Source organism: Jatrophihabitans sp. GAS493, assembly GCF_900230215.1.
Lineage (GTDB): Bacteria > Actinomycetota > Actinomycetes > Mycobacteriales > Jatrophihabitantaceae > MT45.
On the sequence record NZ_LT907982.1, the window covers coordinates 2,926,425 to 2,948,293 of the forward strand.

Sequence of the window (21,869 nt, forward strand, 5' to 3'; positions counted from 1 at the left end):
GGACCGTCTGAATGTCCGGGCGGACCAAGTGGTCTGAGTCGAGAGCTTGCGTTGGACGGTCACCGCCAACGGCTGGGAACGGTTGCCTTGATCTCGTCGAACGCGCAACGGTCGCCGTTGCGCCAGTTCACCGCAGCCACATCGAGATCAATCCGATCGCGGTGCCGTGCAGCACGTCGTTCGGCCCGGCGCTGCGGACCGGCGTGACACATCCAGCATGAGCAGACGCCCGTGCCCGTGTACTGGAACTCCCACCGGCACCTCGACATGGGAGACCACATGCGGGCGCACGACGAACGGTCAGGCAGATCGCACGGTCCGTAACGATGATCGTGGCTGGCGACGGCGGGCAGGTCGCCGCGAGCGATTTTGATGGCGAACGGGGCATGCTGGTCGGTGCGGGACACGGTGACTCCGATGGCTTGAAGCGCCAGTCCGCATCCCCGGATTGAGGTACGAACTGGCGCTATGGCATCAGCCGGTCACGCGCCTTGTGTTCCATGCCATCGATTGTTACACGCCAGGCGGCAGGATGGATCCCACCGGGATGGCAGGCATGGCTCGGTGTCTGCCGTGCGCCTCTTCCACGTTTGGCGCAGGATGGCGTTGTGCATTCTCTGACTCTCGACACGAGTTGCGTGATTCACGGCGCGCAGGGCCAAGGTGAAAGTGAATCGCCCAGTGCGGTTGTCACAGCCACCAATTGCTTCTGGAACGGACAGGCATACGCGTTGTTGTGTCTCTAAAAGAAGCGGTGTCCATCGTGCTTGGTCGCTAGGCCTGCCGCCGAACGACACTGACGGCTGTTCGCAGCGCTTGGTGGCTCAACGAGCGCGAACCGTCGATCTGAGTGTTTGCCGCGAGATTGGGTCGGCGCGCAGATGGATTGGTATGGAACCGATCGTCGGCGCTTGGTGATGAACCGGACGTTGCGTTCACCGCTAATTGGAGCGCGTCTTCTGCGGGCCGGTTTTGATGCAGAAGCCGAGGCCAAGGCTGTAGCGTCGTGCCGCTGACCGTCTTCCGCCGGTACGGATCGAGGTCGGTGAATGAGCTAGGCGCGTTGTTCACGCAGTGGTGGTAATCGTAAATGTGGCCATGACGGCTCTGTGGTCCGAGGCGACATCCACGACCTCTTGGTGCACGCACTGCATCGCGCCTGGCCGGTACAGGATGTCGTCGAGCTGGGCGCCGACGACCCGGTTCACCGTTTTCTCGGTGCGGTCGGTCTTGCGGGACGGCCAGGTGATGTCTTCGCCCAGGTCGACGGCGGCGAGGCCGGCGCGACGACGGAATGCGAGGTCGGCTTTCCTCGGTCCAGGCCAATGGTTCATGTCGCCGGTGAGGACGAGCGGCCCGTCGTAGTAGGGGTCCGCGAGCTCGAGCGAAAGGCGCGAGAGGAAGCGGGCCCGCTGGCGGAATGCGATCACGACTGGGAGGTGAGTCGTTACAGCCACCAGGCGAGGCCCACCCGGGCCATCGAGTTGCGCCGCGAGCACGCCCAGATCGGAGTACTCCAGAGGCTCTCTCGAGAATTTCGACAGCAGGGCACTCTCGGCCCTGCCAGCCTGCTCCAGAACGGTTGAACGTATGGGTTGCCCCGTGTTGCGATATGCGCTGTCCGACCGCACCGCGATGCCCAGACCGAAGTGCCCCTCGGCGGCGACGAGATCGAAACCCACGTCCTGCAGGCTCGTCTCGACCCCGTAGGCGGCCGGACTGAACAACTCTTGCATCAGAATGACGTCGGCCCGAGCAAGAGGCGCGAGTCCTCGCGGTGTCTTGATCGTCCGCCCGAGGTAGGTGTTCACCGTCGCGACAGCGAGGCGCGAGGTAGGCATGACAAGATCAACCTATCAGCGCGCGGTAACCCATTCGCGGCTGCTTCAGAACTGCTGTACGCCGCCCCGCGGCGGTCGGGGTGGCGTCGAGCGGGGAAAATGCTCACGGAGTTGACCAGATGGATCGGCCTGACAAGGTCGTTGCACTGCTTCGGCCGCCGGCGTTCTGTTACTGACCATGGTGATGCCGGCAGGATCGCCGCAGTTGACGCAGAGGTGGGTCGACATCGACGGCGGGCACGTCGTCATCATTTGATCAACGCGTCAGCCCGCGAGTACACCGGCTGGGCCTACGCCTGGTACGGCGGCCGCAAGCAGTCGCGACTCGTCGCCACTATTGAGGTCGATCACACGACCACAGTGCCCTGGACACCGTTGGCTGGCAGTCCGGCGTTTCGTGGCAGCACGAAAGCGCGCGCTATCCGTCGTTCGGCGTGGCCGAGGGCGGGCGGGCAACCGGGGCAGATGAATGCCTATGGCGTTGGCGGCAATCGGATCTGTCGATGCCGGTGCGTTTCGTCAGAGCACTGGGTCGCTCGCTTGAGTCCAGGTCGCCTCGAACTGTTCAGCGCTGATCAGTTCGACGGAGAAGTCTGGCTGGTCTTCGATTTCCACGATGTCCGGCATCGGCTCCCATGTGAGGCTCGTCGGCCCATCGTTGATTGAGTCGGCTCGGGCTAGCGTTCCGTCCCGGAACTCCTCGACCTTCCGCAGTTCGGTTCGGTCGTCTCCAACTTCCTCGTAGATCCGGATCGGATCGTTCGGATCGTCGTGATGCCAATGAGCGATGAAGTGGACCGGCACGATCGGCACAATATCGTCCGCGCTGCCGCAGACGGGGCGCTACCCTTCGTTACCCGCGGCGGTGACGCAGCACGGGATTGCCTGCTGAGCGCGCAGGTTGGCTCTGTTGGGCGGCGGACTGTAGCCCGGAGTATCCGCTAGGGGTCTCTACGGTCGGACGGGTCAGCAATGACGTCCCATTCCAGGCGACCGTCGATGACGGCCGGGCGCCAGTACCCAAAGTCGTACTGCCCCTCCAACGCGTCAGCGATACCGGCGACCCACGCCTCGAGGGTGTGCGCACCAGCGTCGAAGTCGGCAATCTCTTCGTGCATAAATGCTCCGACCCGCCCGTAGTCCGGTCCAGGTCGCAGATCGAGGAAGAGCGCGTCGGCGCAGACGTGAGAGGCAAACGTCAGCCACTGCCGATGCCACCACCATCCGGCTTGCATCGGGTCACCTTGATCGAGAATGCCGTTCAGCATGTCGACGTAGCCAGGTATATCGGCAACGGGCTGCAACATGTAGCCGCCAGGCAGGAACCGCGAGGCGAACGACACTTCCGCCACTGGGTGATAAGCCGGTACACCGTTCGTCATCGACAACAAGCTGACCAACCCGACAGGGAGGGCAACTGCCAGCCGCTGCTGCGCGGCCAGGATCTCCTCGTAGGTCGCCGGCGGCTGCAGGGTGCTATAACTAGCCGGCGCATTCGTCCGCAGCCAGTCGAGGACTCGGCTCCACTGCTCTTGCATGAGGTCTCCCGCCACACCGCCAATCGTGTCACGCAAGCGAAGGACCCAACCGCAACACACCAAAAGGAACCCCATGGCGCGAGATAGCCGTCGATCTGCTCGCCGAGGGTTGCCGCATTGCGCCGTCCAGATGAATCTGTAGGTCGCAGGGTTCCTCCGGATGTGTCGATCTCCGTGCGTCAGGCGTCGAGAGTCAGGACGACGAGCGGCCGCCTGACAGACGCCGTTCCCCAGTCTCCGGCGAGCTGCCAGACGGAGACTCCGGCCAGCTCAACGCGCCGGAAGGTGTCGATGTTGCCGAAGTCGATCTCGCCGCTCGGGTCGTGTGTGCCGGGCTGTCCACTTGGCACGAAATCGATTGGATCAACGCTTCTGATCGTGAGCGTTCCCCTGCAATAGCAGTGCTGTTCGTTCACGCTTGGGACCGAGTAGCTCGGATGATCAGGCGTCAATACGGCGTCGAGGATAAACCTGATCTGAGACGCCGCCGCAGCTACTGCTAGGACCCATGAGTCCTCCAAGTACACAGCGCTTAGGTCGTCGAATGCCTGGTCGTAGGACACTGGGGCGTTGTCGGTCACGCCCAGTAGCCTTGCACGTCGGCCAGCCCGGAACTCATCCTCATCTGCCGTAGATGGCATGCGAACCGTCTGCTCCGCGCGGCGCGAATGGCGGTTCCGACGGGGGACGCGAAGGTCAAACGCTACGGGTCATCGGATCCTGATGTAGAACCCTGTTGGCCAATTCACGGCAATCGGAGACCGCTACGGCCCCGAAGGCGCCACAGGGAGCACTGGGCGCTCCGACGCTGCCGACGGAGCATAGGCGCGACGTCATCGAGGGATAGGAAGACGGGTCGATCGGCGGCCTAGTGTGGTCACATGGAGCCCCGGCAAATGAGATCGAGCCATGTCGCGCCGACGAGTCGTGTTCCTCAGGACGTGGACCTCTGGCTTGATGGCGACGAGCCAATAATGCTCCGCGCCTTCGACGGCAACGACCCGGTCGAACTGACCGCCCAGGACGCGAAGGATCTAGCTGTAGCACTCCTCGAACTCGCCGACAGGGCTGAAGACTCAACCACCTAGCAGAAACCAGAATGGTGCAGCGGCTGAGCTTCCACCATGCGGTAGCCGTCGTTCGGGGCGCTAGTGAGCAGGGGTCGGCGTCGCGCATATGAGTCCGTCGGGCGCGAAGTGTTGGCCGGACAAGTAGCCGATCTCCGGATGTTCGCGGCGCAGCGAAATCAGGGGATCATTGCTGGATGACGAATACCCTGAGCCACGGTACGTCGGGTGCCATTCGACGATTCGCTGGCTGGGTTGCGCGAGGCTCCGTCGGTCACCCGATGCTCGAAGGAATCAACTACTGGGACGAGCTCAAGGACTCTCCCAGCCAGATGGAGACCTGCTTTGCCGTCTTCGCCCCCGTTCCGCAACTTGACGACGCGGGTTCGCCCATCAATGAAAAGTACGCCGAGAAGCGGGCGGCGACATGGCTGTATCGGTACTGCACCGGCGGCCTTCCACCGGGAGAGCTTGACCTCGAACCGTGGGAAGTCGAGCTGTACTGATGACGCGGTTTGCCGCCGGAGCGGCTCTACCGATCATGCCGCGGACAGCGCATTCCTGCCGCACGGGATCCGTCAATACGCCCGTCGCTGATCTCCCTTCCGATGGCTTGGAGGTTGCGCACATGAAAACTTCGGCGTCCTGATCGGGACAGCGTCCGACCAAGCGGCCGGACACCTCGCTCGGTCCTACGACGACATATACAGAGTGAGAATCGTTCGCCTGGTGGTTTCGTAGGCGAGGCCCGCCGTGTTCAGGGCTGCGATGAGTCGTCTTCGGTGAGAGCGGGGCATTCCCACCAGGCAGATCTGGCCGGGTCCTTGGTGGATGAGGACGACGGTGTCAAACCACGGCGGAAAGCGGGCGATGTTCATATGTACGACGCCACCGGGCTGGCGGATCAAGGCTCCCTCGGAAATGCGGGAAAACAGCCGTCGGGTCAGACGGACGCCGATCTCGCCGGGATAAACGTAGAGGTCGCCGGTTCCGCCGCGGCCTGTCGCCGGACTGAACCTGATCGACACGTTGCCAAGCACCGCAATCGGCGCGGCGGGGTCCGTCATCTGTGTTGCCGCCGCAGAACCCGGTCTGGGTCTCGATGGGTGGAGTTGGACTTCTGACCGCGCCGCACCCCGCCAATATGACATAGCAGCTCGGCTATTGCTGCGCCGTCCTTGCCGCCGCCCCGACGCGTGCCCCCAGCTCGTGCGCCCTCCGCAACGTCCGCTCTTGCCGCGGACAGCGCGTTTTGTGCCGCACGGGATCCGTCGATAGCGGACACGGATCGCGTCGAGGTGGGCACGCGCAGATCGGACAGTAGGGTGTCTGGCCGTTTGGCGGACATAACCGATCTGTGGGTATCGCTGGCCGGTCGATCAGGCACCATCTAGGGATGACGGAATGGCGTTCAGCTGCCGAGCTGTGCAACGTAACGGATCCTGCATGGCCGAGCATCGAGGATCAGATCGCGGCCTCGCCGCTCAGCGTCGAGGTGGTTTCGGCGGAGATCTCCGAGCGCGCAATGGCGATCGAGCAGGTCCAGGTAACTGCGCGAAGCGCACTTGGAGCACTGACCTCGGAGTGCGGTGCGTTGCGGATCGATCACGGCTGGTTGCGCATCCTCGGTGCGGGCGCGGACGGACTGCCATCGGTCCGCTCACTGACTGACCTGATCGCTGTCCATGGTGAACGGTTCCTCGTCGTCGCGATTGACGTGCTCGGTGGGTATTTCGCCGTCAACGGAGGTGACCTGCCGGGCGCACGAGAAGAAGTCGCGTATTGGGGACCGGACACACTTACATGGACGCCGCTCGAGCTTGGTCACGGAGCGTTCGTGGGCGCAATGCTCGGCGGGGCTGTTTCCGAGTTCTACGGGGCGATGCGCTGGCGCGGATGGGAGCAGGAAGTGGCGGCTCTGCCCCTTGCCTACGGACTCTCGGTATACCCGTTCCCGTTTACCAAGGAGGGTCAAGACCTCGGACGGACCTCGCGAAGGCCTGTGCCACTCGCCGAGCTACTTGATCTCTACGCCGACATGGCACGGCAACTCGCGGACTTGCCTGACGACGACAAGTTCCACATCGAGGTCAGTGAGTAACGCCAGCACAAATGCCCGACTTTGCCGCAGACAGCGAACGCTATCCGTCCGGTAGCCCGATGTCCGGTAGTTCGGGCTGGGCACGAACTACGGCATGCGAACCGCATCCACAGACGCGTCGTAGACGAACATCGGTGCGTCGTGAGCTGCCTCAGGAGTGGCTCGGACTTCCTTGCCCACTGCGCGGCCCAATACGGTGACAAAACCAGCGAGCACATCCAGTGACTCTTGACCGTTTATGTCGCGTGCTGGGACGTCGAACTCGATCCAGTCATCACTAAAGACGTGGCCGTAGATCGGCAGACCAGCGAAGTTGATCGAGATGAGGACATTTGCCTGCGTTGATCGGCTGACGAGATGCTGGGCCAGTTTAGGGAGTTCTGTCCGTTCGCCATCCTCGGCATAGCCGACCTCCCATGCGATCACGTGCTCGCGCAGCAGATCGAGCACGCGCTGCCAGTCGCCTGCGTCCGCTGCTGGAACGACGATGTCGCAAAGAGACGCGATGTTGCCGTCGTCATTCAACTGCTGCTCAACCTCGGTCCACGGCACGGGCATACCGTCATTGTGCAGGCCCAGCCCTCCATGAGGGCCATCCGGTCTCGGCTCCAGATAACTCCCGCGATAGCCGTCGTTAGGCGCGGTAGCCCGGCTGGCGGGACGGTGGGCAGATGAATCGGTATGCGCCGCGACAACTCGGATCCATTCGCGTCAGCTGATTGCGTCGACTGCGATAAGGAACCGGCGAACCCAGGCAACGTCATCGTCCACCTCCCCGCGCGAAAGCACCTCCCGCTTGATCCTCTGCGGACGCATCATGCGCATGAGGTCACCCTCGTGGACGATCTTGTTACGGCGATGGCTCAGACGATTGAGTCGTTCCTCGACGGCCGATCGAGTCTCAGGCGGCGTCATCGCAGCGGCCGCTCTAGCCAACCCCTTCGCGACGCCCAGCATGGCGAAACCGGTTTCCCACTGACGCGCGCTCTGAAAGGTCATGCCGAGGATCCGCTCGTTTAGCGTATTTCGCGCTCGAACCAGAGGTCGATCGTCGACACCCTGCCGACGTGCCTCGACCGAGCGGTTGCCCGACCCAACCAGCTCGCCGAATGGGACGTCCACATTCGCCAAGATCCTGGATAGGTGTCGGAGGTCGACCCGTCTGATCGACCAGTGCATCCAGGTATCAAGCGCGGCCACGGCCATTGCAACCGACTGCCGGCGGATGTCGTACTGGAGCAAAGAGACCTGTTCAGTACCAGGGTCTAGTGTGAGCAACCGACCTGCACGATCTAGCACGTCGAGCCCAGCCTGCAGAGGAGTTACAGCCATCGCTCCAGCTTGCACGAGCATTCAGCGGTAGACAGACAGGACACGACACATTCCTACCAATCGCCGACTGTTCGGCACACGCGCGGAGCCGTCGATATCGAGTCCGCATCGTCGTAGGTCGAAGCGAGCAGATCGATTCTTCTCACGTCGCCGCCGAATCGAACAACTCGGGAAATCGGAGTAGGTGCGGCGAGCGCCCGGACGCTTTCACGGGAAGGCGTGCGGCCACCCGAGAAAGTCAATGGCCTGACAGATGGGTCCGGCTCGACGCCGCCTCGCTTCACGGCACGCCGCGAACAAGCAGCGCACCATCAGTTTCGAACGAGAGAATGGCGGCGTGACGAAGAAACAACCTGAGCTGCCGGCGACGCTGTGGTCCGTCCCGGACGGTCCGTGGCCGGACCCGCCGGTACAAACCCGGCCGGCTCTGCTTCCCGTAGGCGAGTTGACCCCGGAGAACGCAGAACGCCTGTTCACCCGGCTGCTGGAAACCGAAGCACACGTCGAGCACGCGATCCTCTACGGGCTGCCCGGGCAAGCCCAGGCAGGAATCGATGTGTACGCGCGAACGGCGCCCTCGCTGGACGCCGCCGCTACGGCGGGGAGAAGCTTCGTGGCGCTGCAGTCACGGCGCGTGAAGGGTCTCACCGCCGCGTCGATTGCCTCGGCGGTCACCGACTTTCTCGCCGGCGAGTGGGCCGATCGGTGCTCCCGGTTCTACTACGCCACGAGTTCGTCGCTTCGCGATATCAAGCTGGATGTCGCCGTCCGGTCCGCGCACGACACACTCTCGGAGAAGGGCATCGAGTTTGAACCGTGGGGAGCGGAGGAGGTCGCCGCCCGGCTCCGCGATCACCCTCGGCTGGTGGATGACTTCTTCGGCCGTGCGTGGGTGGTCGCGTTCTGTGGAGAGGACCGCGCCACCGAGCTCGCCCGGCGGATTACCCCCGAGCAGGCGCGCGCGGCCCGCGGCGCCCTCGGGGGTCTCTATCGGGCTGCATTCCGCGCGCAGGGTGCCTCGCCGACGGTCACCGGCACACATACGCGGGGTCTGTCGTATTTGATTCTCGATACGCATCCGGTGTCCGATGACACAACAGCACGGGCGACCGCCGTGGAGCCCGAGCAGTCGGAGGCGCCGGTGTCAATTCAACCGCTGGAGGAATACACAGGAACTCCTCGGATCATGCGCCGCCGCACACGCAGGCCTACGCGGCGAGACCCGATCAGGTCGGCGGATGCGGATCGAGCGCGCACTCCCGTCGACGAATGGACCGAGTCCGCGCGCCTCCGGCTGCTCATCGGCGCGCCTGGGTCGGGCAAGTCCAGCTTTCTGATGTTCACCGCCGCGGACATCCTCGCTGCCGAACCGCAGTCCGCGGCGCTGCAGCGGGCGCACAGCGGCGACTTGCCGTTGTGGTTGCCGTTCGGGTTCCTGTGTCGCCACCTTTACGGATCCACCACGAACTCGGTTGTCTCGGCCATTCAGGCATGGGTCACCCAGCAGGGTGGACCGTCGGCTTGGGATCTCACTCAGCCGGCGCTGGACGACGAACGGGCGATCCTGCTAGTCGACGGTGTCGACGAGTGGAACGACCCCGCATCCGCGGAGTACGCGCTCGGGCTCATCGAGTCGTTCGTGTCCCAACGGCGTATCGGCGCGATCCTCACCGCCCGCCCCTACGCGGTGGACCGGCTGAACTGGGTGGAGCCGTGGGCGAAAGCGGTCCTCGCACCTCTCACCCACGCTCAGCAGGTCGCTCTGGTCACCCGGGTGCTGTCTGAGCCCGACACGATCGATGGAGACGGTCCGTTCAGCCCGCACGCGGGGTCGTTCCTGGGGGAGCTGGCCCAGATACCGGCGTTGAGCCCACTCTTGACCACACCGCTGTTCCTCGGGCTGCTGGCGAAGTCGTGGCGTGGAGAGTCATTACCGCCGCAACGGTTCCACCTGTTCTCCGCGCTCGTCCAACTTCTGGTGGACAAGCACCCGCAGATGCGTCGCCGCGCCTCCTCTGCGGCGGGATCCGAGTTCTCCACCGGCGACATGCTCACGGTGCTTCGTGGTGTCGCCTACCAGGCCCGGATAGAGGGCGGCGCGGCGATCTGGCCCCGGCAAGAGATGGAGCGACGGTTCCGGGAGGAGCTTCGCCGCGACGACGGCTTGGCATACCCGGCGGCCGACGCGGCTCGGGTCGCGACGGCGGTGCTGTCGCAGGCGGAGGACGAGTATGGGCTGCTCGTCCCGCAAGGCGTTGGGATGGTCGGGTTCTTGCATCGGGTTCTGCTCGATCAGCTTGCCGGCGAGCACCTGGCCACGCTCCCGCCCGAGGAGCAGGAGAACGCCCTGATCGCTCGGGCCGGCGACCCCATCTGGCGGGATGTACTTATCGCCGGCCTCGCCACGCAGGTCAACGCGCATGTGAACGCGTCCCTGCTGAGCCGTCTCAGCGAGCAGGCCGACGTGGACCCGGTCGACAGATACGAACTAATCAGCGAGGCCATCGCCGCCGATGTTGCGATCACCACGCTGAAGCAGTCGCAGTGGGTGATGGAGATCATTGACCGCGTCAACGAGCACATGGACACCGCCCACCGGGTCACGCTGATTGCATCGCTGGTATCGATGACGAACCACGCCTCGCTGCGACCGTTGCTGCTCGCAACGTTCACACGATGGCTCAACGCTACGCACCCCGAGCCGACGTCACCGCTGTGGACGCTCCGAGATACCGCAGTCGCCGAGACGGGGGTGCTTCCTGCGCTGCTGTGGGGGCTGCGGCACGAGGACGAGACGGTGCAGCTGAACGCCGCTCATGCCATCGCGATCCGCTACGGCGGCGACGCTTCGGTCGGTGCCCGAATCGAAACGAGCGTCCGCAACGGTGCGAAAGCCATCGATCAGGCGTTCGCGCTACTGTGCCTGGGAACAGGGTGGCCGGACTGGCCAGATCTGCCCGCCCTTCTCGAGTGGGCGCGAGCGCAGATCACCCCGGAGCTGCGAGTCTGCGCTCTGCATCTTCTTTGCGAAACCGCTGGAGGGCAGCTCGACTATCTCGCCGCTGCGGAGAGGCAGTGGTTCGGAGGGTTACTGAGGCATGAGGGGTTGCGGCCGCGGGAGCATTGGAAGGACCTCGCCATCCCGTTCGTGCAGCACGCGGTGTCCGGGCAGCCGAAAGCGGCGCGTTTCGTGCTAGAGACTTTGTCTGGCAACGGCAAGAACGGCGGCGACCGCTCGATGGCCTGGTTACTCGCGTGCACCACGTTCAGCGACGACGACGCGATCAAGAGCTGGGTGGCCGACGAGCTAGAACACCCCGACCGCCACGGACTCGTGCTGCACAACCTTGCGCTCATCCCTGAGTCGTGGCGCGCAGATCCCGCTTTCGCACGTAGCGCCGTGGCAACTATCCGCGAGGAAGCCCCGAAAGTGCGGTTCAGCGACGGCGCCATCACTCTCGCGGATTCTTTGCCCGACGACGAAGCGCTCGATGTGCTCATGCCCGCCCTGGACTCGTGGCGTCCCGTCCGCGTTGGGGCGGTGCTGTTGCAACGGTTCGGGCAGCGTCCCGAGGTGCGCGCGGCGTTCGATGAGCGCCTGCACGGGCCTCTGAAGTCGGCTGCACCGCTCGCACCGCTCGCGCTGGAGGCGCTCGGTGCAGCGGAAGGATTCCGAGTGCTCGTCACGTTGCTGCGGTCCTCGGCAGATGAGGGTGACGGGGAAGCGCGAGTTGTGGTGGCGACGGCCGTCGCCAATGCCTGGGCGCACTTCGCCAGCACCCGGGAGGACGCCGAGTCCGCTGCCATGTTGCACGAATACGATCCGGATGAACTTGCTACGCGCTGCACTGCGGTTGGGACGGGACACCTCACCTGGCATGTCGACGCGATCATCGCCGCGTGGCCGGCGCACAAAGCGGTCGTCGCATTCGCGTCGCAGGCCTTGCAGCACCCCCGGCACATCAGCAGCGGCATCCACGACCCAGCACCCCCGGCGATCGTGCGCGCGTACGGGGCCCGCGCTGACGCAACCGCGAACATGATGATGGATGCGGTTCTCGATCAGTTCGCCTACCTGCCACCGCGGCTGCGGGAGGTGCTCGTAGATGCCCTGACCCGCTCCGATCTGACCCCCTCGACCCTGCGCGATCTGCTCAGGGACTGGAGTGAGGACCCGGACGTATGGGTACAGCGCACTGCACTGACTGGACTAATCCGTCGCGTCGAGCGATATGGGATCTCACCGAACGCTGAGCACACGCAAGCCGAGGAAGCCGCCGACTGGCTGCGCGCGCAGGTGCGAGCGGAACTCTGCGCGTACGGTCCCGATCTGGAAGACCGTCGGCAGACCGGGTGGGTCGGGATGCTGCTGCTCGGCGACCTCGGGCTTCATGACGGGCTCCTGGAGACCATCGGGGAACCCACCCGACCGGGCGTGCATCTTCGGCATCTGTTCGGAGGCGTCGACCGGGAACTGGTCGATCTGCTCAACGCCAACTGGGACGAGGTGTCCACCCACTTCGGCGACGACCTGTTCATTCTGCTGTCCGCCTCCAACACCAGGGACTCGCGCGCGAATGCTCGAGCAACCGTGCTCGGTGTGCTCAGTACCAGCTCATCACCTCACCCCTCCGTCGGCGAACTCGTCCGTGCTGAGGCAGACGCGAATCCTCAGTTCCGCAGCAGCGCGGACTATCTGCTCTGGTTACATCGCGGCGGACGCCGCGATCTCGACCTCTTCGCCGCCTGCCTGACTCGAGAAGGTTCCTCTACCTTGAACCGGACAGAGACGGACGAGGTTTACGACCTGCTCGTCGATCCGGACTCGTGGCAGATCCCCGCAGACACACTCCGCGACGCACTGACGCAACAGCCCGGTTTCGAGACCGACCCGCAACTTCGGGCAGTGTTCTGTGAACTGTTCCCAAACGACGAGCGCAGTCGCACGATGTTCGCCGATTTGGAGACTTGGTTCAGCGCCGAGGATCCCCGGGATCGTCGCGAGTGGATCGATTCGCTCGCCGTCGCCGTCCGGTGCTCACCAGCGAGCGTTCTGCCTGCGATCGTAGAACGAGCACATCAGCAGATCATGCTCCGGGACGCCGCCGACCTGTTCGCCCTGCTGACAGGCCCGCTGATGCGGCGACTTCGCCACGACCCGGACGCGGTCACCGCGTTTCGATCCGCGATCCAAGATCCTGCCTCCGCGGATACCAGCACCCCGATCTGGGCGCAGACCCCCGAGACCGAGCACATCCGCGAGCCGGCGATCGATTCGCAACGGTCCTACCTGTTGGCAACGGTTCTTGACCACGCCGGCCTACTCGACGACAGCACTGCGAGGATAGCCCGGGACACGCTCACCAGCACCAACCCAGATGTGGTGGTCCATGATCCGTTCACTGGAGCCGAACGTCCCGCGCGTGCCGCAGCGATCACCCTGACGAGACACCCCCCGGCCCGGAACTGATATTTGCCCAAGTTTCGCGCAACGAGCTACTCACTTTAATCCGCCGGATGTGGGCGCCTGAGCTAGTTGTCATGAGGAACTGCTCATGCGACCACGACTCCGCCCGAGCCCGTTCGGCGAGGCGGCCGACGGCGTCGCGCAGCGTCGGTGCTTTGAGAGGGCGGGTGAGGAACACGATCTCGGCGGTGGTGTCGGCGGCGCTGGTCTTGGCCGTGCCCGTTCGGGCGGTGGCCATCACGCGCCGGCACCGTGATCGACGCCGAGGACGTCGTAGTCGGTCAACGCCCGGATCTCGACGTCGGGCGCAGCGGCGGGGTGCACGACCTCCAACCGGTCGCGGCGCAGCGAACGGGCCGCAGCGAGATGGTCGGGGTCGTGAAGAGTCTGGTGCTTGGCCCAGACCCGGTCATGATCGGCGACGACCTTCCCACCGCAGTGGACTTTCACTCGGTGCAGACTGGCTCGCACCTCGATCCGACGACCGACCGCGGCGGGATGCACGGAGTAGTCGTTGCCGTCCAGGCGCACGTAATGATCACGCGGCAGCCGCTGCGACCTCGCCCACCCGGTGACCGGTGCGACCGGCGGCAAAGCGAGCATCGCGGCCCGGTCACCGTCGAGACGATCCAACGGGCGGCAACCCAACCGGCGGTGATGGCGGGCGTTGGCAGTGACCAACCAGGCCTGGATCTGCGTGTTGAAATCGGCGGGGCTGCTGAACTCCCGCCCAGGCAGGAACGACCGCTCGAGGTAGTCATGAAACCGCTCGACCAGACCTTTGGCCTCCGGGTCAGCGGGTTTGCAGATCACTACCTTCGCGCCGAGGGTGCCGCGAAAGGCCTGACATTCACCGGTCAACTCCGGTTGCCGCTGACGCCACCGCCCGACCGCACCCTCACCGTCCCAGACCAACACCCGCGGACACGACCCAAGAGCTGCGATGTGCTGCCACCACCCGGCATACAGATCCTCCGCGGTCCGTGTCGGCACCAGCACCGCCGACGCCCACCGCGAATACCCAGTCACCATCGTCAGCACCGGCAATTGTTTGGCCGTGCGGGACTGCCCGAACCCGACCGGGACCGTGACGTCGGGGAACCAGAAATCGCATTGACCGATCACCCCTGGCTCATACGCCGTGCGCCCGGCCGGGTCCGGTGGAACGTAGAACGGGCGCAGCTCGCTGACCCGCCGGCTCAACGTCCGAATTCCATGCGGCCACCCGATCCGCTCGCCGATCACCGTCGCCGGCATCGTCGGGACCGCCCGCAGCAACTCCCTGATCCTCGGCTCGAACTCATCCGCCAACGTCGGCGCCGGCCGCCGCTCATACTTCGGAGCGCCGTCACGACGCAACGCCGCCTTGACCGTGTTCCGCGAGACGCCCATTACCCGCGCAATCTCCGAGATCGACACCCGCTCAGCCCGATGAAGCCGACGGATCTCCGCCCAATCTTCCACGTCTAACACTCGCTTCCTCCTGCACTCGACTGAGCACAGGTTCTAAGGGAAGCTGGTCAAAATTCATTTGCCGCGCGGTGATCAATATTCACTGGCCGTCGACATATATCCGGGCAGCACAAAGTGCCCGATCGCCGGGAGCGTTTGAACGTCTCGCCGGACCGGCTGGTGAGCATCGATCCGGTGGGTCATTCAGGTTAGGGTGCGGGTTTCTCCTGGTGGTCGAGTCGTGTTGGGCGGGGTGGTGGCCCTCGTCCGGCTGCCGTGCCTTCTGTCGGTCTTCCGGCGGCCGGGATGGGTCACTGCTACCTGGGTTACTATGGCGGCGGGACTAGAAGGGTCGAAGGCCAGCCCGATTTGAGACTTCTTCCCAGCCCTTTCTGCGACGGGATCGCGCCAAGTAGATCGGGCAGTTCTGACCGGCAGGCTCGGGCGCATGCAGGTACCTCTTGCCGTTGAGGGCCAGCATCAGATAGGGGCTGGCCATGTCTTCCATGCCGCCGGCAATGACGTCGGCGTCCACGCATCCGGCGGATAGAAACGTCGACGAGGACACCTTCCTCGATCAGCTTGGTTCGGACACCCCGGCGGGCGTCTTCCGGTAGGGCTGGGCCCGTTAGCAGAGTCTTGCGGTCCATGGTGGTACTTCTCCTTCAGGGGTAGTTTGCCGGGCACACCGGTTCCCGCATCACCGTCGCCGCTCCTCGAGGTCCGGCAAACGCCGCTACCCGGCGACGTTCGACAGACCCGGAACCGGCGACTCACGTGCCTGTGTGTGCCACCGAGCTCTCGCCGGTTTCGGCGTGGTCACCATCCACGCCGCAGCACCAACTGTTTCCGACGCCGTGCGCCGAAGACGCTGGTGGATCCGCGACGACGTCGGGAACAGCCGGACGATCCCCGGGGTGCGCACCCTCCAGCCCCGCCTGCTCTCTGACTGAAGCCGACTGCTGCCGGCCTTTGCCGTAAGTGTCACGACCGGCGCGGTAGCGGGAGTGCGTTACAGCCACTTCGATAGTACGAGCAGGCCGGTGCAGCCGCCGGGTATCCGCCCGTAGCAGGGTGGACATGTCAATGGCTTCTACTATGGTCTCCGGTTCGGCAAAAAGGACGGGCCCCCGACGACCCGGGGGCGGCCAGCGGGATGACCCTCGAGGCGTATGCAACAACAGAACCCACGGACTGCGGGGTCCGTGGGTTCCACCGCCGCCTCGGGTTGTATCCGCCGCGACCGAACTCGCCGGCCGGCGCGTCATCGCGAGGAGTGTCGGGTCCCGTCCCTGCGACCGAGCCGAAGCCGAGGGGGTACTAGCTGACGTTGGACTGGTTGGTGGCACCGCTGATGCGGTTGAGCAGCGAGGAGAAGATGTCACCGAGCTGGGTGCGGAACAGAATGCCGACGACGACGGCGATGCCGGCGAGGATGGCGTACTCGATGAACGTGACACCACGAGCGGCACCGAGACGGCCGGTGCTGCGGGTACGCGGCTGGTAGAGGAACGCGGAGACGACGGCGACATAGCCGTCACGCGAACGTTGAGGGAAGTGAACATTGGACGGGATTCCTTGATGTGGGCGGTCCGGGGGCGACCCGGGTCACGTGCATACGGCACCTGACACCTGCAGTGTCGGAACACTCAACCGCGCGCCGACGCGCATCGTCGCCGGCCAGTGCCGTGCGCGGCTGGCCACTGCCGACCTACTGGAAGGTGGCACCCTGAAAGGCATGTCCCGTCGTTCGGAGTTGTCGCATCGGCTGTCCTACGTGCTGCGTCACGACCCAGCGTCGGTCGGCCTGACTCTTGACGGCGCCGGGTGGGTGGACGTCACGCATCTGCTCGAGGCGTTGCGGGCCGTCGGCGTCGACTGCGACCGGGCCGGTCTGCTGGATGTCGTCGCCGCGTCGTCGAAACAACGGTTCACGCTGGATCCGATCACCGACCGGCTCCGCGCCGCGCAGGGCCATTCCATACCTGTTGACCTGGGGCTTGAGGCCGCTGCCCCGCCGGCCACGCTGTACCACGGTACGACCGAAGCAGCGTGGGAGCAGATCGAGGACACCGGCCTGACGAAACAAGCACGCCAGCACGTGCACCTGTCCCCGGACCGCGACACCGCGCAGGTCGTCGCAGGTCGCCGTCGCGGCCCGGTCATCATCCTTCAGATCGACGCCGCGCGGATGGCCGCTGACGGGCACGTCTTCTTCGTCTCCGACAACGGCGTGTGGCTGACCGACGCCGTACCGGCGCGGTACCTCTCCCTCGCCGGTTGAACGTCGGCGCTGGCGGCGGAGCCTCCCCGCCGACGGCCAGGGGTGCATGGGTATTGCGGGATTGCGGGGATTGTGGGGATGGTGTTCCCCACGATGGTGGCCTCCGAACAGTCAACCGACCCCCCATGGGAGACCACATGAGCACCACCATGCACCTCGACGACGACGGCGTCGTCGTCTACACGCTCGAAAAGGACGTGCACTACAACCAGGCTCACTACCCGGCTGCGTTTCGCGTAGACCTCCGCGGGTTCGGGCAGGATTCGGGGATCTCGGACCATGTCGCCAGATACCTGCGCTCCGAGTTGGGCGACGGGCACCAGGTCGGCATTCGAGGTTCCCACGTCGAAATTCGGGCGGACCGGTTCACTTTGGAGCCGCAGTCGGACACGCAGAACATCCTGTGGGCTCGTCTGACGTCACAGGGGCGGCCAGGACTGGCGTGTCAGCTGGAGTAGCAGTATTTACCGGCTGAGTCGCTTGGGCGGACTGTGCGGACTCCTGGTGAGGCGACGCAGCCACAACAGCACCTGCTGCAGTTAGGAGTACGGCTGTTGCGAAGATAATGTGGATACGGTTTCTTCATTCGACAATTTCCGATTTAGTTAAACCCACATTATCCTCTTTACCAATTGCAATACCCAATCTAATTACTTGACGTTAAACACCGCCGACAGAGTAGTCCCACCCAATTGCCCGATGAGCGGCTGAATCATCCCGCAACCTGCTATCGGCTTGAGTGTCGACTGTCCGACGACCGTCTTACTCGACTGGGTTATTGCCAGCGTCGAGGGGCCAGCTGACTTGCAGCTCGTAGCGTACGGCACCAGCGAGTAGAAGCCGAGCAGCTTGGCAGACGGCACCGCGAGACTGACCGGCACATTCAAGCTGTACGCGCCCTGCGAAGAGACAGTGCCGGTAGCCGGCCCAGTCACAAACTTGAGGGTGACGCTCACTGGTACCCAGCCGTAGAGGTTGTACGTGAACGAGGCAGGGGAGACAGAGAACGTTCCCTTGACGTTGGTGCCAGTGACATCCAGGCTGATCGTTCCCTTGACCGGAACAGTGAAGCCTCCGAGGTACGCGAGGCCGCTCAGTGTGTAGCTGTGACGTCCACTAGGCGGCGTGCTGATCGGTGAGGGTGCCGGAGTAGGGACCGGGGTGGGCTGTGGCGTTGGACTCGGGCTGGCCGTTGGGGAAGGCGTTGCCGTGATGCAGTTCGGTACCGCGACATCCACATCGAAGTCACCGTTGGGGAATCTGTATGCCCCACTGGGGACGCTGAAGGTCACGGTTTCGCCTGGGCTGTAATGAAGCTGGACGAAGCTGTCGCCGTCACTGATTGTTTGGGCGTGTTCGAAGGTCACGTCTATCGCGGTATGCACTATGACGTCGTAGGACCCGTCAGGTCTGCACACGCCGGCCGTGAGAGACGGTGCCGGGACAATCGTAGGAGTCGGGGACGGAGAAGGCGTGGGGGTGGCTGCCACGCCGGGGTTCGCGAAGGTGACAGCAATGGGAGGCCAGGAGGCGCTGTCCGCACCCTCCACGAGCGTGGCTGTGCCAGCGTACCCAGGGGCGCTGAAGTACGAGAACGTGTAGTCATAGCTGCAGTCGTTGTGCCCCGTGCAGGTCTTGTCTTGTTCGAAATCTCCTTCCGACTGCCAGTTGCCGACCGGGGTGGCCACATTCAGCCCAGAGATGATGACGCTGAGGCTTAGATTCGTGCCCTTGAGTTCGGCCGTGTAGCTGCCGCTGCTCACCTCGTCGATGGTGACGCACAGCTGACCGGTCGCTGCCGTCTCGCCTGGGTGCGCTCCGCAGACCGTGGACGTGGCCAGCGGAGTGGCACCGGCTGGTGTTGTTGTCAGTATGATGGCCGCACTTGTGACTGTGGCGATGGCGGCCACGGAAGCGATGATGGTACGAGAGCGCGATAGGCGCATATGTTCCCCCCAAGAAACATACAATGTTGACGGTAGACTATGGGCATCGCGCGCGAATGCGCAAGGCTCAAAACGTCGTACTTTGCGGGGTTCCGAGATATTCTTCGATGTATTCGACAGCCTGGTCGTACCCCACGGCGAATACCGCGTAGTAGCCCTGGTCCTGGAGCTGGCCGAGCACGGCCGCCTGCTCCTCGATGTGCTCACTAGCCCAGTCACCGTTGCGCTTCTTGAGTCGCGTTCCTTCTCGCTTCAACTCGAGGAAGAGGCCGGCGCATGGGGCTGATCATTCCCTCGAAGAACGTGCTCTTGACGATGAAGAGATCTGGCCAAGCGCGCCGATTGAGCCGCTTCTGCTTGGCTGCCTGGCCTATGGTCAGCTTGGTATCTGAGCGTGTCGCAGTCCGAGTTGGTGCCGGTTTTCGTCGGCCGACCAAGGCACAGGTAGCGCTGCTGGCTCGGGCGTGGTCGTCAGCGCTCGCTCGGGCCGGGATGGCCGCGAGCGAGGTGGACCTCTACGTGCAGCGCAGCCGTGAGCCGAACGCGTTCGCGGCCGGTGGCCGCAGTGTCGCGGTCACCACCGGCGTACTTGCGAAATTTCAAGCACGCCGGCTGGGCGAGGAGTATCTGGTGGCCATCCTGACCCACGAATTGGGCCACCACGTTACGAGAGCAACAAAGTTCGCGCTCGTCACGATGTGGCTTGCCTTGCCGTGGCGGTTCGCCTCCCGGCTGGTGATCGTGATCGGGCTGGCCACGGTCGGGCGGCGGCAACCGCTGCGGCTGCTGGGGCTGGTCGCGCTCGCCGGGGTGGCGGTCGCGGTCGTCCAGGCGGTGCAGCAACGGCAGTGGGCCGTCGCGGTCGTGCTCAGTGCGGTCGCGTTCTGCGCAATGGCGTGTCCGCTGGCCGATGCCGCGGTGAGTCGTCGCAGCGAGTACGCAGCCGATCGGTATGCCGCCGACGTCGGCGTAGCGCCGCAACTGGCGGGCGCACTGCAGGTCCTCGTTGGCATGCAGCGGCGGCGCGCAGGCCTGGTGGCTCGGCTGCTGAGCCGCCACCCCGAGATGGGCCGTCGGATCGAGGCGCTGGGCGGTGCGCCCGGCCGCGTCTGAGCCGGGCTTCATCCAGCCGATTTTTAGCCGACCGCGACGTAACGCCCAGGCGGCCGACGATTAGGTCCAGCTGGATCTTGAGGGCCAGCCCGTTCTCCGCCGCATTCGTCGCGTACGAGCACCAGACCGAGCCTGAGCCATAAGAACCCGGTCAAAGCAGGTGACAACCGGCTACTTCCTGTAAGGTGCGGGTCCGAAGAGTATGTACCTGCTGCGACCAGTACCTGAGAGGTTCCTTAGTGGCCGAACCTTGGCTTTCTGCCGATGGCATCGCGACACACCTTGGAGTCACAAAAGACACGGTCTACGCGTGGATCGCTGAAAAGGGCATGCCTGCCCACAAGGTGGGCCGCCTGTGGAAGTTCCAAGCCAGCGAAGTCGACGAATGGGTACGGAGCGGCAGCGCCGCTTCGCCGGGTGATGACGTCGTCCCCGGTGTCTCGTGACGGGCCGGAATCTGTCGGTAGCCGTCGATAGCCTGAAGAACTTTGCGATCCAGAGAGGGGGAGCCATGAATGACGCACCGACGATGCCGCCTCGTCGTTACGCGCTGTCGTTCACGACGGGTGCTCTCCTCACCCGCGAGGGCGCGCTCCTAGCTCCGCTGTTCATCGACGGGCGAGGTTGGGAGCAGGTCCGGGACGACGCTGTCGAAGGCAACCTCTTGCAGGCCCGGACGCACAGCACGGGTGTCCGGCTCGTCCGCGAGACGGTTAAGCGGCTATCGGTCTTGACCGATGAGGAGGTTGCGCTGCTGGTCGAGGCGACCGCCTCGGAGCGTGCGCACCTCATGTGGGTGGCAGCGTGCCGCCGCTATGAGCTGATCGGCGAGTTCGCCGAGGAGGTGCTCCGGGAGCGGTACCTACTGCTTGCCCAGACCTTCGGCTACGAGGAGTTCGACAGTTTCGTCCGGGCCAAGGGGTTGTGGCACGAAGAGCTAGTCGCTCTCAAGGATTCGACGCTGCAGAAGCTGCGCTCGAACGTGTTCAAGATGCTGCGTGAGGCGGACCTGCTGTCTGACGCCGGAACGATCCTGCCTGCAGTGCTGTCCGAGCGGGTCGCAGCCAGGTTGAGTGCGCGCACGCCGAGTGACGTGCGCTTCTTCCCGACCCAGCAAGGGGCCGTGTCGTGATCCCGAAGACGCTGCCCGAGCAGGAGGAGCACCTGTTCGCTGTACTCAGTGGCCGCCGGTTCCTCGAGATGGAAGGGCTCGGCAACGAGGTCCCATTCTTCATATACCCCTACCCGCCCGAGGACGCGCTGACTGTGGCTGCGGCCAAGAAGCGGATCAAGAACCGGCTTGCCGGCGCTGGAGTGACGATCTTCGAGATCAACCTCTACGACCTATCGGTCGAGCTGCTCCAGGAGCGGAACGTCTGGGATCGGGTTAGCGCTGCCGAGCCGGGCCTCGACAAGGACGACTTTCGCGAAATGTTGCAGGGGATGCTGGACCCGCACCTGCACATCGCTCCGGCGATCCGCGACCGGCTGGCCGGCGCGACGTTCGACATCTTCTTCCTCACCGGCATTGGTGAGGTTTTTCCGTACATCCGCTCGCACAACGTGCTGAACAACCTGCAGTCGGTGGTCAAGGGCCGGCCGATGCTGATGTTCTTCCCGGGCCGCTACGAGCAGTCCGACACGTTGGGCTCATCGCTCGTGCTGTTCGGTCGGCTCAAGGACGACCAGTACTACCGAGCCAAGAACATCCTGGAACAGGAGGCGTGA

At 64.5% G+C, this 21,869-nt stretch carries 21 protein-coding genes and 1 pseudogene; 10 read left to right on the forward strand and 12 right to left on the reverse strand.

Going from position 1 to position 21,869, the window contains the following annotated elements; translation table 11 throughout:
* Positions 1-59: 59 nt before the first annotated feature.
* The 5 genes from CPH63_RS22315 to CPH63_RS13700 all read right to left on the reverse strand — a co-directional run bounded on the left by CPH63_RS22315 (position 60) and on the right by CPH63_RS13700 (position 3,960).
* Positions 60-407 carry a hypothetical protein gene (locus tag CPH63_RS22315; RefSeq protein ID WP_157749534.1) on the reverse strand — a complete coding sequence of 116 codons (348 nt, stop codon included), beginning with the start codon at positions 405-407 and terminating at the stop codon, positions 60-62.
* Positions 408-1,067: 660 nt separating this feature from the next.
* Positions 1,068-1,811 carry an endonuclease/exonuclease/phosphatase family protein gene (locus CPH63_RS13685; RefSeq protein WP_157749535.1) on the reverse strand — a complete coding sequence of 248 codons (744 nt, stop codon included), beginning with the start codon at positions 1,809-1,811 and terminating at the stop codon, positions 1,068-1,070.
* A gap of 549 nt (positions 1,812-2,360) precedes the next feature.
* Positions 2,361-2,645, reverse strand: coding sequence for a hypothetical protein (locus CPH63_RS13690; protein ID WP_157749536.1), 285 nt, complete (start codon positions 2,643-2,645; stop codon positions 2,361-2,363).
* 137 nt (positions 2,646-2,782) lie between these two features.
* Positions 2,783-3,379, reverse strand: coding sequence for an SMI1/KNR4 family protein (locus CPH63_RS13695; RefSeq protein WP_157749537.1), 597 nt, complete (start codon positions 3,377-3,379; stop codon positions 2,783-2,785).
* Between the two features lie 179 nt (positions 3,380-3,558).
* A complete protein-coding gene (locus tag CPH63_RS13700; protein ID WP_096303451.1) occupies positions 3,559-3,960 on the reverse strand; it encodes a hypothetical protein in 402 nt (133 codons plus the stop codon).
* Positions 3,961-4,275: 315 nt separating this feature from the next.
* Between CPH63_RS13700 and CPH63_RS13705 the strand changes: the two genes are divergently transcribed.
* Together CPH63_RS13705 and CPH63_RS13710 are read left to right on the forward strand one after the other, a co-directional pair.
* The gene (locus CPH63_RS13705; protein WP_172892210.1) at positions 4,276-4,467 is read left to right on the forward strand and encodes a hypothetical protein; all 192 of its coding nucleotides are present in this window, start codon (positions 4,276-4,278) and stop codon (positions 4,465-4,467) included.
* A 176-nt stretch (positions 4,468-4,643) separates the two neighbouring features.
* Positions 4,644-4,952, forward strand: coding sequence for a hypothetical protein (locus CPH63_RS13710; protein ID WP_197704352.1), 309 nt, complete (start codon positions 4,644-4,646; stop codon positions 4,950-4,952).
* Positions 4,953-5,138: 186 nt separating this feature from the next.
* Here the strand turns inward: CPH63_RS13710 and CPH63_RS13715 are convergent, their stop codons facing one another.
* Entirely contained in the window at positions 5,139-5,513 is a 375-nt protein-coding gene (locus CPH63_RS13715) for a hypothetical protein (RefSeq protein ID WP_096303453.1), read from the reverse strand.
* A gap of 290 nt (positions 5,514-5,803) precedes the next feature.
* Here CPH63_RS13715 and CPH63_RS13720 point away from each other — a divergent pair, with 290 nt between their 5' ends.
* Entirely contained in the window at positions 5,804-6,547 is a 744-nt protein-coding gene (locus tag CPH63_RS13720) for a DUF2625 family protein (RefSeq protein WP_157749539.1), read from the forward strand.
* Positions 6,548-6,634: 87 nt separating this feature from the next.
* Here the strand turns inward: CPH63_RS13720 and CPH63_RS13725 are convergent, their stop codons facing one another.
* Positions 6,635-7,105: a hypothetical protein gene (locus CPH63_RS13725; RefSeq protein WP_096303455.1), complete on the reverse strand. Its 471-nt coding sequence runs from the start codon at positions 7,103-7,105 to the stop codon at positions 6,635-6,637.
* A gap of 153 nt (positions 7,106-7,258) precedes the next feature.
* Entirely contained in the window at positions 7,259-7,879 is a 621-nt protein-coding gene (locus CPH63_RS13730) for a hypothetical protein (protein WP_157749540.1), read from the reverse strand.
* A gap of 337 nt (positions 7,880-8,216) precedes the next feature.
* Between CPH63_RS13730 and CPH63_RS13735 the strand changes: the two genes are divergently transcribed.
* Positions 8,217-13,349, forward strand: a complete 5,133-nt coding sequence (locus CPH63_RS13735) for an NACHT domain-containing NTPase (protein WP_157749541.1) — start codon at positions 8,217-8,219, stop codon at positions 13,347-13,349.
* A gap of 73 nt (positions 13,350-13,422) precedes the next feature.
* On the opposite strand, the pseudogene CPH63_RS23730 reads toward CPH63_RS13735, so the two are convergent.
* Both CPH63_RS23730 and istA read right to left on the reverse strand, forming a co-directional pair.
* Positions 13,423-13,584: pseudogene (locus CPH63_RS23730) on the reverse strand (IS21-like element ISAau2 family helper ATPase IstB); the annotation flags it as partial.
* Positions 13,584-14,819 carry an IS21 family transposase gene (gene istA / locus CPH63_RS13745; RefSeq protein ID WP_096303459.1) on the reverse strand — a complete coding sequence of 412 codons (1,236 nt, stop codon included), beginning with the start codon at positions 14,817-14,819 and terminating at the stop codon, positions 13,584-13,586. The gene istA and the pseudogene CPH63_RS23730, both read right to left, overlap by 1 nt.
* A 1,717-nt stretch (positions 14,820-16,536) precedes the next feature.
* Here istA and CPH63_RS13755 point away from each other — a divergent pair.
* Together CPH63_RS13755 and CPH63_RS13760 are read left to right on the forward strand one after the other, a co-directional pair.
* Positions 16,537-17,082 carry an RNA 2'-phosphotransferase gene (locus tag CPH63_RS13755; protein ID WP_096305153.1) on the forward strand — a complete coding sequence of 182 codons (546 nt, stop codon included), beginning with the start codon at positions 16,537-16,539 and terminating at the stop codon, positions 17,080-17,082.
* A gap of 137 nt (positions 17,083-17,219) precedes the next feature.
* Positions 17,220-17,540 (forward strand): hypothetical protein, encoded by a 321-nt coding sequence (locus CPH63_RS13760; protein WP_157749542.1) that lies wholly within the window; start codon positions 17,220-17,222, stop codon positions 17,538-17,540.
* A 192-nt stretch (positions 17,541-17,732) separates the two neighbouring features.
* On the opposite strand, the gene CPH63_RS13765 is transcribed toward CPH63_RS13760, so the two are convergent.
* Positions 17,733-18,992, reverse strand: a complete 1,260-nt coding sequence (locus tag CPH63_RS13765; RefSeq protein ID WP_157749543.1) for a hypothetical protein — start codon at positions 18,990-18,992, stop codon at positions 17,733-17,735.
* A 103-nt stretch (positions 18,993-19,095) separates the two neighbouring features.
* Positions 19,096-19,284 (reverse strand): hypothetical protein, encoded by a 189-nt coding sequence (locus CPH63_RS13770; RefSeq protein WP_096303463.1) that lies wholly within the window; start codon positions 19,282-19,284, stop codon positions 19,096-19,098.
* Between the two features lie 116 nt (positions 19,285-19,400).
* Here CPH63_RS13770 and CPH63_RS13775 point away from each other — a divergent pair, with 116 nt between their 5' ends.
* From CPH63_RS13775 to CPH63_RS13790, 4 genes are all read left to right on the forward strand, one after another.
* Positions 19,401-20,141, forward strand: a complete 741-nt coding sequence (locus CPH63_RS13775; protein WP_256385783.1) for a M48 family metalloprotease — start codon at positions 19,401-19,403, stop codon at positions 20,139-20,141.
* 239 nt (positions 20,142-20,380) lie between these two features.
* The gene (locus tag CPH63_RS13780) at positions 20,381-20,587 is read left to right on the forward strand and encodes a helix-turn-helix domain-containing protein (RefSeq protein WP_096303465.1); all 207 of its coding nucleotides are present in this window, start codon (positions 20,381-20,383) and stop codon (positions 20,585-20,587) included.
* A gap of 65 nt (positions 20,588-20,652) precedes the next feature.
* Positions 20,653-21,273 (forward strand): DUF1819 family protein, encoded by a 621-nt coding sequence (locus CPH63_RS13785; RefSeq protein WP_096305154.1) that lies wholly within the window; start codon positions 20,653-20,655, stop codon positions 21,271-21,273.
* Complete coding sequence (locus tag CPH63_RS13790; protein ID WP_241895659.1) at positions 21,270-21,869, forward strand: DUF1788 domain-containing protein; 600 nt, start codon at positions 21,270-21,272, stop codon at positions 21,867-21,869. The genes CPH63_RS13785 and CPH63_RS13790 overlap by 4 nt, the downstream gene beginning before the upstream one ends.

Coding starts and splice junctions, on each gene's coding strand:
- CPH63_RS13695 (WP_157749537.1), bottom strand. CDS start 3,379: ATGCAAGAGCAGTGGAGCCGAGTCCTCGACTGGCTGCGGACGAATGCG.
- CPH63_RS13705 (WP_172892210.1), top strand. CDS start 4,276: ATGAGATCGAGCCATGTCGCGCCGACGAGTCGTGTTCCTCAGGACGTG.
- CPH63_RS13710 (WP_197704352.1), top strand. CDS start 4,644: ATGACGAATACCCTGAGCCACGGTACGTCGGGTGCCATTCGACGATTC.
- CPH63_RS13715 (WP_096303453.1), bottom strand. CDS start 5,513: ATGACGGACCCCGCCGCGCCGATTGCGGTGCTTGGCAACGTGTCGATC.
- CPH63_RS13725 (WP_096303455.1), bottom strand. CDS start 7,105: ATGCCCGTGCCGTGGACCGAGGTTGAGCAGCAGTTGAATGACGACGGC.
- CPH63_RS13730 (WP_157749540.1), bottom strand. CDS start 7,879: ATGGCTGTAACTCCTCTGCAGGCTGGGCTCGACGTGCTAGATCGTGCA.
- CPH63_RS13755 (WP_096305153.1), top strand. CDS start 16,537: ATGTCCCGTCGTTCGGAGTTGTCGCATCGGCTGTCCTACGTGCTGCGT.
- CPH63_RS13760 (WP_157749542.1), top strand. CDS start 17,220: ATGAGCACCACCATGCACCTCGACGACGACGGCGTCGTCGTCTACACG.
- CPH63_RS13775 (WP_256385783.1), top strand. CDS start 19,401: ATGGTCAGCTTGGTATCTGAGCGTGTCGCAGTCCGAGTTGGTGCCGGT.
- CPH63_RS13785 (WP_096305154.1), top strand. CDS start 20,653: ATGAATGACGCACCGACGATGCCGCCTCGTCGTTACGCGCTGTCGTTC.